The 9,506-nt window shown below is 74.1% G+C and carries 8 protein-coding genes; 5 read left to right on the plus strand and 3 right to left on the minus strand.

The genetic code is table 11. The features are described from left to right. Window positions 1-105: 105 nt before the first annotated feature. A complete protein-coding gene (locus tag ABT299_RS51430) occupies window positions 106-1,380 on the minus strand; it encodes a pyridoxal phosphate-dependent aminotransferase (RefSeq protein WP_500255338.1) in 1,275 nt (424 codons plus the stop codon). A 308-nt stretch (window positions 1,381-1,688) separates the two neighbouring features. Between ABT299_RS51430 and ABT299_RS51435 the strand changes: the two genes are divergently transcribed. The 4 genes from ABT299_RS51435 to ABT299_RS51450 all read left to right on the plus strand — a co-directional run bounded on the left by ABT299_RS51435 (window position 1,689) and on the right by ABT299_RS51450 (window position 6,305). Further along, window positions 1,689-2,615 carry a LysR family transcriptional regulator gene (locus ABT299_RS51435; RefSeq protein ID WP_190854369.1) on the plus strand — a complete coding sequence of 309 codons (927 nt, stop codon included), beginning with the start codon at window positions 1,689-1,691 and terminating at the stop codon, window positions 2,613-2,615. A 178-nt stretch (window positions 2,616-2,793) separates the two neighbouring features. Then, window positions 2,794-3,582 carry a VC0807 family protein gene (locus ABT299_RS51440; RefSeq protein WP_347256597.1) on the plus strand — a complete coding sequence of 263 codons (789 nt, stop codon included), beginning with the start codon at window positions 2,794-2,796 and terminating at the stop codon, window positions 3,580-3,582. A gap of 143 nt (window positions 3,583-3,725) precedes the next feature. After that, window positions 3,726-4,898 (plus strand): L,D-transpeptidase, encoded by a 1,173-nt coding sequence (locus tag ABT299_RS51445; protein WP_500255334.1) that lies wholly within the window; start codon window positions 3,726-3,728, stop codon window positions 4,896-4,898. A 231-nt stretch (window positions 4,899-5,129) separates the two neighbouring features. Continuing rightward, the gene (locus tag ABT299_RS51450; protein WP_500255335.1) at window positions 5,130-6,305 is read left to right on the plus strand and encodes a L,D-transpeptidase; all 1,176 of its coding nucleotides are present in this window, start codon (window positions 5,130-5,132) and stop codon (window positions 6,303-6,305) included. Window positions 6,306-6,365: 60 nt separating this feature from the next. On the opposite strand, the gene ABT299_RS51455 is transcribed toward ABT299_RS51450, so the two are convergent. Next, complete coding sequence (locus ABT299_RS51455) at window positions 6,366-6,875, minus strand: mycothiol transferase (RefSeq protein WP_190854349.1); 510 nt, start codon at window positions 6,873-6,875, stop codon at window positions 6,366-6,368. A gap of 117 nt (window positions 6,876-6,992) precedes the next feature. On the opposite strand from ABT299_RS51455, the gene ABT299_RS51460 reads away from it, so the two are divergent. Continuing rightward, window positions 6,993-7,436, plus strand: coding sequence for a protein-tyrosine phosphatase family protein (locus ABT299_RS51460; RefSeq protein WP_500255336.1), 444 nt, complete (start codon window positions 6,993-6,995; stop codon window positions 7,434-7,436). Between the two features lie 1,021 nt (window positions 7,437-8,457). Here ABT299_RS51460 and ABT299_RS51465 read toward each other — a convergent pair. Continuing rightward, window positions 8,458-9,354, minus strand: coding sequence for a nitrilase-related carbon-nitrogen hydrolase (locus ABT299_RS51465; protein ID WP_500255337.1), 897 nt, complete (start codon window positions 9,352-9,354; stop codon window positions 8,458-8,460). Between the last annotated feature and the right edge of the window lie 152 nt (window positions 9,355-9,506).

The following is a 9,506-nucleotide window of genomic DNA, read 5'->3' on the forward strand; positions in this document are numbered from 1 at the left end:
GGATGGCCGGGCTCGGCCATCCCGCCCGCGGCGGTCCCGCGGTGTTCCCGCGCAGCCCTCTTCCTTTGTGCCCGCGTCCCTTCCGCGAGGCGGACGCGGATCGTGTCAGGCGAGCGCCGCCTGCCCGGCCCGCGCGCTCTCCCGCAGATCGGCGAGCACGTCGGAAAGGCGGTCCAGGCCGCCCGCGATCCAGGGCAGCGACGCCGGGTCGGGGGAGGCGAGCGCGGCGAGCCGCTGCTCGTCGGTCTCCCCGTACAGCAGGCTCGGCGCGACCCGCAGGCGCAGCGCCACGGGCGGCTCGCCGAACGAGCTGCCGGGCAGGACCCCCACCCCGTACCGCTCCAGGAGCAGCTCGGACAGCTCCACGGACGTCCTCACCCCGTGCCCGCGCAGCAGCGCGTCACGGAGCGGGTCGAGGTCGGGGTAGACGTAGAACGCGCCCTGCGGGGCCGGCACCCGGGCGCCCGCCGCGGCGAACCGGGCCGCGACCGCGCGGGTGACCGCCCCGTGCAGCCGCCGGCTGCGGTCGATGTGCTCGACCAGCTCCGGCGGCTCGGCGAACGCGTACGCGGCGGCGTGCTGCACCGGGGCCGGCGCGCTGGACCAGACCTCGCTGGCGATCCCGAGCACCGAGGCGCGCAGCGCCGCGCCGAACGGGCCGTCCGGCAGCCGCGCCACCCCGAGCCGCCAGCCGCCGGCCGCCAGGCTCTTGCTCAGCGCGGTGGTCACCACCGTCCGCTCCGGCGCGTACCGGGCGGGGGTCGGCACCGCACGGCCGCGGTCGTGCACCAGGTCGCGGTAGATCTCGTCAGAGACGATCACGAGGTCGAGGTCGCGCGCGGCCGAGCAGAGCCGGCGGACGGTCTCCTCGGAGGCGAGCGTGCCGGTCGGGTTGTCCGGCAGCGTGACGATCACCGCCCGGACGGTGCGTCCGGCGGCCCGCGCGCGCACCACCGCGTCGGCGAGCAGCGCGGGACTCGGCACCCCGCCCTCGCCCGGCGGGGTCGCCACCCGGATCGGCCGGACCCCGGCCAGCGGCGCCTGCGCGGCGTAGCTCACCCAGCTCGGCGCGGCCACCACCACGTCCCCGCCGATCGCCATCAGCAACGCGAACAGCAGCGGCTTGCTGCCGGGGCCGCACACGACGGCGGACGGATCGGTCGGCAGTCCCCGCCGCCCCCAGTACCCCGCCGCCGCCGCGCGCAGGGCGGCCGACCCGGCCACCGGGCCGTAGCCGCCGCGTCCCGAGGCGGAGGCGAGCTCGCGGGTCAGCGCGGGATGGATCGGTATGCCCGCCTCGCCGAAACCGAGGGGCAGCACCCGCACTCCCTCGCGGCGCCTGCGGGCGAGCGCCTCGTTCACCGCGAGCGTCGGCGACAGCGGGACGGCGCGCGGCGCGAACGACACCGGCCGGGCCGGGCCGCCCGCCGTCGACGGGACGGAGGGAGCGGAGGGGCCGGAGGGGCTAAGGGCGGAGGGGACGGGATCGGAGGGGCTGGTCGGGCGGCCGGCCGGGCGATCGTGCGCGGGCGGGTTCTGGGCATGCATCGACGCTCCAAAGGCATGGCGAAATAACGGTGGGTGTCGGAAAGATCCCCCTGCGTGACCCGGCCGGGTTCGCTTCATGCTTTCCCGCATTCAGCATCATCACAAGCGAGTCTCGGCGATGGTGACCGTAAGCTGAGCTGATGCTGGAACTGCGCCGCCTGCGGCTGCTCGCCGAATTCGCCCGCCGCGGCAGCATCGCCGCGACCGCCGCGGCGCTCGGCTACACGCCGTCGGCCGTCTCCCAGCAGCTGGCCGCGCTCGAACGGGAGGCGCGCATCCCGCTGCTCGACCGGACGGCTCGCAGCGCGGAGCTGACCGACGCCGGACGGCGCCTGGCCGCGCGCGCCGAGGAGATCCTCAGCCTGGTGGAGACCGCGGAGGCGGAGCTGTCCGCGCAGTCCGACACCCCCATGGGCCGGGTGGTGGTCACGGCCTTCCCGACCGCCGCCGTCGCCTTCGCGCCCGCGCTGGCGCACAGCCTCGGCGACCATCCCGGGCTGACCTTCGTGCTGCGGCAGACCCGCCCGGGGGACGGCATCCGCCAGGTCCAGAACGGCGAGGTCGACATCGCGCTGATCGACGACTGGACGGGCAAGGTCCCCGACCAGTCCCCGGCGGTGCTGGAGTTCTTCCACCTGCGCCGCGACCCGCTCGTCCTGGTCGTCCCGGACGGGCACCCGATGTCGGACCCGGACCGCCCCGTGGAGCTGCAGATGCTGCGGAACGAGCCGTGGATGGCGGCGCCCCCGGGGGAGCCGTCCCGGCAGGCCGTCGAGCGGCTGCTGGACACCGTGGGGGGCGCGCGGCCCGTCCCGTGGGAGTTCGAGGGGCTGCACACGATCCTCAGTCTCGTGGCGCGGGGGATCGGCATCACCGCCGTGCCCGCGCTGGCGCTGGCCGCCGGCGACCAGGGCGTGGCGGTCCGCCGGATCCCCGAATGCACGCTGGCCAGGGAGGTGTACGCGGTGACGCGGCGGGCGAGCGTGCGCCGGCCGTCGGTGGCGGTGACGCTGCGGGCGATCTACGCCGCCGCCCGGGAGGCCCAGCCCGCCGCGCCGGAGTCCTGACCGGTTCCGGCCGCGGCTCGGCCAACTGCGGGACAAATCCGAACTAAGAGACAAATCACCTCAATAGATCGCGCTGTGCTGGGAAGTCGCAGATGAGGGAGCAATCCGGCGGACGGCCTGAACACGGACGCCTCCAGGTTCGTCAAAACGGGAGGACGCACGCGGATCATCACGTACGGTGGTGCGAATCGTGACGCCGTCCCAGGCCATGCAGCAGTCCATGCACACCGATCGGGGAGCGCAGCACTCGATGGAACCACCAGCGACGACGCCGGCCGTCTCGGCGGCCGGGCCCTCGGGCGCCACGGCCGCGGCCGTGGTCGCCGAGGGCGGCGGGCACCACTTCGAACTGCCGCGGATCCGGGCGCTGCTCCTGCACGCGCTGCCGCGCTTCGCCGAGGGCGTGGTCGCGCCCGTCGCGGTGTTCTACGCCGCCCTGGCGCTGCTGGGGCTGAACGGCGCCCTCGCCGCGGCGGTCGCCTGGGTGTACGGGGGCATCGTCTTCCGCTACCTGCGCGGGCACCCCGTCTCCGGGATGCTGATGCTGGCCGCGGTCGGCGTGACCGTGCGGGCGGCCCTGGCGGCGGCCACGCACAGCGCCGTCGTCTACTTCCTGCAGCCGACGCTCGGCACGCTGATGGTGAGCATGGCCTTCCTCGCGTCCGTCCCGCTGCGGCGGCCGCTGGCGATGAAGCTCGCCCGCGACATGGTGCCGATCCCCGAGGCGTTCTTCCGGCACGACAAGGTGCACCAGTTCTTCCTGCGGATCTCGCTGCTGTGGTCGATGGTGCTGTTCGTCAACGTCGCGCTCAGCCTCTGGATGCTGTTCAACGAGTCGATCGGCACCTACCTGTGGCTGCGCACCAGCATCGTCGCCGGGCTCGGCGCGCTGGGCGTCGGCGTCTCGGTACTCGGCTTCAAGCGGCTCCTGCGGCACATCAACCGCGAGCCCGCCCCCGCGGCCTGACCCGCTCCCGGCCGCTCCGGCCGCTCCGACGGCCCTGAGCTGCGATTCCCTGATCCCGGCCCGAACTTTTCCGGGTCCCGGACCATCTTTCTTTGCACAGGCGTTCGCCGAAGCAGGGTGAGTCTTGGGACTGGGGGAGTTTCGTGGCGATCAAGGGGCGGCCGGCAGTGGCGGCGGCGGGCGGAGCGGGCGCCGTGGCGCTGCTCGCGGCCGGATGCGGCATCGGCGGCACGGGGGTGCTGTCGGCGGGCGAGTCCGACACCACGGTGACGATCACGCCGGCGAGCGGGACGCAGCGGGTCGCGCCGGACGCGGTGATCCGGGTGAAGGCGTCCGGCGGCAAGCTGGCGAAGGTCGCCGTCCAGGGCAGCAAGGGCTCGGCCGTCACGGGCGAGCTCGCGGGGAACCGCAAGACGTGGCACTCCACCCGCACGATGACGCCCGGCGCGTCCTACACCGTGACGGCGCAGGCCAAGAGCGGAGGGAAGCTCCGCACCGTGACCAGCGCGTTCACCGTGCTGACCCCGGAGCGGACGCTGTCGATCAGTGACGTCACGCCGAACCTGCCAGGGGAGAAGGTCGGCGTCGGGATGCCGATCATGCTGCGGTTCGACCGGCCGGTCGCCGACAAGGCCGCGGTGGAGAGGGCCCTGCACGTCACCCCGGACAAGCCGGTCGAAGGCGCCTGGCGCTGGATCGGGTCCGACCAGGTCGTCTACCGGACGAAGACGTACTGGCAGCCGCACCAGACCGTCCGGTTCCGGGCGGACCTGGCGGGCGTGAACGCCGGAGGCGGCGTCTACGGCGCAGCGGACGTCGCCGAGACGATCACCATCGGTGCCGCGCAGATCACCACCGGCGACATCGGCGGCCACCACATGACGGTCACGCGGGACGGCCGGAAGCTGCGGACGGTCCCGTTCAGCGCGGGCAACGGCGAGACGCGGGAGTTCACCACCACCAGCGGCGTGCACCTGCTGATGGACAAGGGCAACCCCGTCACGATGACCTCGCCGGGCCGGCGGCCGGGTGACCCGGGCTACTACCAGCAGGTGGTCGACAACGCGGTGCGGTTCTCCGACAGCGGCGAGTACGTCCACTCGGCGCCCTGGTCGGTGGGGTCGCAGGGGTCGGCGAACGTCAGCCACGGGTGCCTGAACGTCAGCCCGTCCGACGCCGCCTGGTTCTACGGCATCGCCCAGCGCGGCGATGTGCTCAAGCTCACCGGCTCGAACCGCGAGGTCGAATGGGACAACGGCTGGAGTTTCTGGCAGCTGCCCTTCGCCAAGTGGAAGGAGGGCAGCGCGCTTGGCTGACCGCGCCTTCCCGCCCGGCGGCGGTTCCGGGCGCCGCGCCGCGCGGCCGGAACTACGGACCGTGTCCGCTTGCAACGCTTTGATCTCGGACTGCCGCCAAAACCCCGGGTCATGGCGTCATCACCCAAATTTGTCGCTAATGTCACTGAGATAGACGGCGGGGTTCTGGAGGTTGAGGTGCAGCGGAGGGTTTCCGCGGGTGTCCGGGCCGGTGCGGGGATGGCGGGGGCCGTGCTGCTCCTCACGACCGCCTGCTCGGGCGGCGAGAAGGAGCACGGGGTCCCGGTCGGCGAGCAGGGCGACGCCGCCGCACCGCAGGTGACGATCAACCCGGGCAACGGCAACGGGAAGGCGGCGCCGGAGGCGGGCGTCACCGTCACGGCGGCGGGCGGCACGCTGCAGCAGGTCACCGTCACCCGCAAGGGCAAGCCGGTGGACGGGGCGATGGCCGCCGACAAGAAGAGCTGGAAGTCGCGCACGCTGCGCCCCGGCTCGCAGTACCAGGTCTCCGCGGTCGCCGTCGGCCCCAAGGGCAAGTCGGCCACCGTCAACTCCACCTTCACGACGCTGAAGGCGGCCAACGAGCTGGACATCGCCGACGTCTCGCCGACGAAGGGGGAGAAGGTCGGCGTCGGGATGCCGATCATCGTCACCTTCAACCGCCCGGTCGGCGACAAGAAGGCCGTCGAGCAGGCCCTGGAGGTCACGTCGACCAAGCCCGCCACCGGCGCCTGGCGCTGGGTCGGCGACACCCAGGTGATCTTCCGGACGGAGAACGGGCACTACTGGCAGCCCAACCAGAAGGTCACCTTCACCGCCAAGCTGGCGGGCGTGAAGTCGGGCAAGAAGACCTACGGCATGACCGACTTCAGCCGCAAGTTCACCATCGGTGACGCGCACATCATCAAGGCGAGCACGAAGACCCACCACCTGACCGTCACCAAGAACGGCAGGAAGGTCAAGAGCTGGCCGATCAGCGCCGGCCGGGGCGGCCGCGTGGTCAACGGCGTGGACACCTACGCCACCACCAGCGGCATCCACCTGACCATGGGCAAGGAGAATCCGGCGATCATGACGTCGGAGTGGATGGGCGTGAAGCCGGACGAGCCGGGCGGCTACAAGGAGGTCATCCCGTTCGCGGTGCGGATCTCCAACAGCGGCGAGTACATCCACTCGATGGCCTCGACGGTGTGGGCGCAGGGCCACCAGAACGTCAGCCACGGCTGCGTCAACTCCCCGCCCTCCGCCGCCCGCTGGTTCTACAACTTCTCCTACCGCGGCGACCCGGTGATCATCACCGGCACCAGCCGCAGGCTGGAGCCGGACAACGGCTGGGGCTTCTACCAGATGTCCTGGAAGAAGTGGGTGAAGGGCAGCGCCCTGGACCGCACCGTCACCACCGGCTGACGGCGCGCCGAGACGCGTCGTGGCGGCGCCCCCCCGCTCGGGGGGCGCCGCTCGCGCTTCTCAGGCGCGCTCGATCAGGCCCCGGACGTAGGCGGCCTGCCCGGCGTGCTGGAGGTCGTCGGAGATCACGCTGATCAGCCGCACCGCGAGCGTCACGGGCGGGTCCCAGGCCGTGTCGACGATCCGCTCGAGGTCCTTGTCGGTCAGCGTGCCGACGTACTCGACGGTCCGGTCGTGCACCGCGTCGTGGTAGCCGGTGAGCAGGTCCGCGGAGTCGACGCGGACGGCCGCGACCTGCCCGGGGTCGTGGCCGTAGCCGGTCTCGGCCGTCGCGAGCGGCAGCGCGAACCGGTCCGCCCAGCCGCCGGACGTCCAGACCTGCTCGGTGCCGGCGGCGTCGGCGACGTGGTCGTCCTGGACGCGGGTGAGGTGCCAGACGAGCCAGGCGATCGTGTTGGCCTCGGCGTCGGGGCGGAGGACGAGCTGGTCCGGGGTGAGGCCGTCCACGGCGTCCCGGACGACCTCCTGGATGCGGTCGAAGGCGTCGGCGAGCAGTTGCGCACTGGTCATTTCCCCGACGCTACCCGTGCGCGCCCGCTCGATGCGGGGCGCCCGCCGAACGCGGAGGGCGTCCGCTGAGAGCGGAGCACGGGGTGCGGGGCGGCGGGGCCGCGCCAGGATGGGGCGATGGTGAGCACACGCCTCGAAGACGCGACCGAACTGCCTGGCGGCCTGCTCGTCAGGGGCCGGGGGCTGCGCCGGCCCGCGCCGGGCGGCGCCGCGCCCGACTACGGCCTGTACCTCGGCTCGGGCCGGCTCCGCGGCCGCCACGACGCCGCGCTGGCCTGGCCGCACGCGTGGATCGACTGGCCGGACTTCCTGCTGCCCCGCGACGGGGAGGGCGCCGTCGCGCTGATCCGGGACCTGCACGCGCGGGCCGCCGCCGGCGAGCGGGTCGAGGTCGCCTGCGGCGGCGGCGTCGGCCGCACCGGCACGGTGATGGCCTGCCTGGCGGTGCTGTCCGGGGTGCCGGCGGACCGCGCCGTCGCCTGGACCAGGGCGAACTATCACCGCAAAGCGGTCGAGACGCCCTGGCAGCGGCGCTGGGTGCTGCGCTTCCCCCTGGAGTAGCGGCCCCCTGGAGTAGCGGCCGCTGAGCGGGTACCTGTCCCGGCATGAGCACACCCGCGACCGGCCGGAGCGGCGCCGCGCCCGACCGCGGCTTCGCCGCGGAACTGCGCGACGCGGTGACGCTGCGCTCGTTCAGCCTGGTCGTGGGCGTGCTGATCCTGCAGCTGGCGTTCATCCTGTCCTACATCGGCGCGTTCCACTCGCCGACCCCGCACCGCATCCCGGTCGCGGTCGTCGCGCCCGGGCAGGCGGCGGGGCAGGTCGCCGCGCAGCTGAACGCGCTGAAGGGCGACCCGCTCAAGGCCCGCACCGCGCCCAGCGAGCAGCGGGCCCGGCAGCTGATCCTGGACCGGACGGTGGACGCCGCGATCGTCGTCGCCCCGCGCGGCGGCACCGACACGCTGCTGGTGGCGTCCGCGAGCGGCCCCGCCGTGTCCAGCACCACCCAGCAGATCGCGGCCGGGATCGAGCAGTCCCGGCACCGGCAGGTGCGGACCGTCGACATCCGCCCGCCGGCCGCCGGGGACGGCCGCGGCCTGTCGTCGTTCTACCTGGTCATCGGCTGGATGGTGGGCGGCTACCTGGCGGCGGCGATCCTCGGCGTCGCCGGCGGCGCGCGCCCGGCGAACCTGCGCCGCACGGTCATCCGGCTGGGCGCGCTCGCGCTGTACGCGATCGTGTCCGGGCTCGGCGGCGCGATCATCGCCGGGCCGGTCCTCGGCGCCCTGAACGGGCACTTCTGGGCGCTGTGGGGCATCGGCGCGCTGGTCGTCATGGCCGCCGCCGCGACGACCGTCGCGTTCCAGATCCTGCTCGGCATGATCGGCGTCGGGCTGGCGATCCTGCTGTTCGTCGTCCTCGGCAACCCCAGCGCGGGCGGCGCCTACCCGATGACCCTCCTGCCGGCGTTCTGGCGGGCCATCGGGGACTGGCTGCCGACGGGCGCGGGGACCACCGCCGTCCGCAACACCGTCTACTTCTCCGGCCACGCGACGGCGCAGGCCCTCGGCGTGCTGGCGGGCTACGCCGTCATCGGGTCGGCGGTCGCCCTCGCCGCGTCCGCCGCGCACCTGCGATTCATGAGGCTCGTCCCGGACGCCCCGGCGACCAGCAGCACGCAGAGCCAGGCGAACCAGTCGCCGAAACGCGAGTAGACGGTGCGGACGCCGCCCGCCGGGAGCGTCGCGGTGACGGAGGCGAACCCGGCCCCGCCGGTGGCGCGCCCCGCGAGGACCCGGCCGTAGGGGTCGCTGACCAGGAGCGTCCCGGCCCGCGCCGCCCGCGCGACGGTCAGCCCGCTCTCGACGCCGCGGACGAGCGCCATCCGCCCGTGCAGCCGCCCGTCGCCGGTGAAGTCCCACGCGGGCGCGTACAGCACCGTCGCGCCGCGGGCCCGGTAGCCCCGGACGAGACCGGGGAAGTCCAGGTCCTTGCAGACGGCGAGGCCGCGGCCGGGGGAGAGGAACGCGAACTCCGAGCCCGGCGCCAGGCCGTCCTCCAGCCCGGGGATCAGGTGCCGCTTGGCGTAGCGGACGGGCGCGCCGCCGTCCGCGCGGATCCCGAGCGCGACGTTGCGCGCGGTTCCCCCGGTCGTCAGGACGAGCCCGACGACGATGTCCTCGCGGCGTTCGGCGGCGAGCCGCCCCAGCGGCCCGGTGAGCGCGGGCAGGGCCGCCTCGTTCGCGGCGAAGGTCTTCTCCGGCAGGACGACCGTGCCGGCGGGCGGCGTCGCGCGGATCGCGGCGACGTAGCGGCTCAGCAGTTCGCGGCCCTGCGGCGTGGCGAGGTCGATCGTGTCGTCGGGACGGTCGGTGTCGAGCAGCGTGACGGCCGCCCGCGACGGGTCGTGGGGCTGCCGGAGCCGCCAGCCGCCGTAGGCCAGCGGGAGGACGAGGACGAGCGCGCCGGCGAGCAGCACCCGCCACCGCCGCGCGGTCCCGGGCGCGGCGGGGCCCCCGACGGGGGGGGGGCCGCCCCAGACCAGGGAAGTTATACCCCACCGGGCGGTGATCGGCGCGGTGTGCACGGACCGCGGGTCGGGCCGCGGCGTGTTTGGCAGGGGGAGCCCCC

The sequence above is a fragment of the Spirillospora sp. NPDC000708 genome (genome assembly GCF_040299565.1).
Lineage (GTDB): Bacteria > Actinomycetota > Actinomycetes > Streptosporangiales > Streptosporangiaceae > Spirillospora.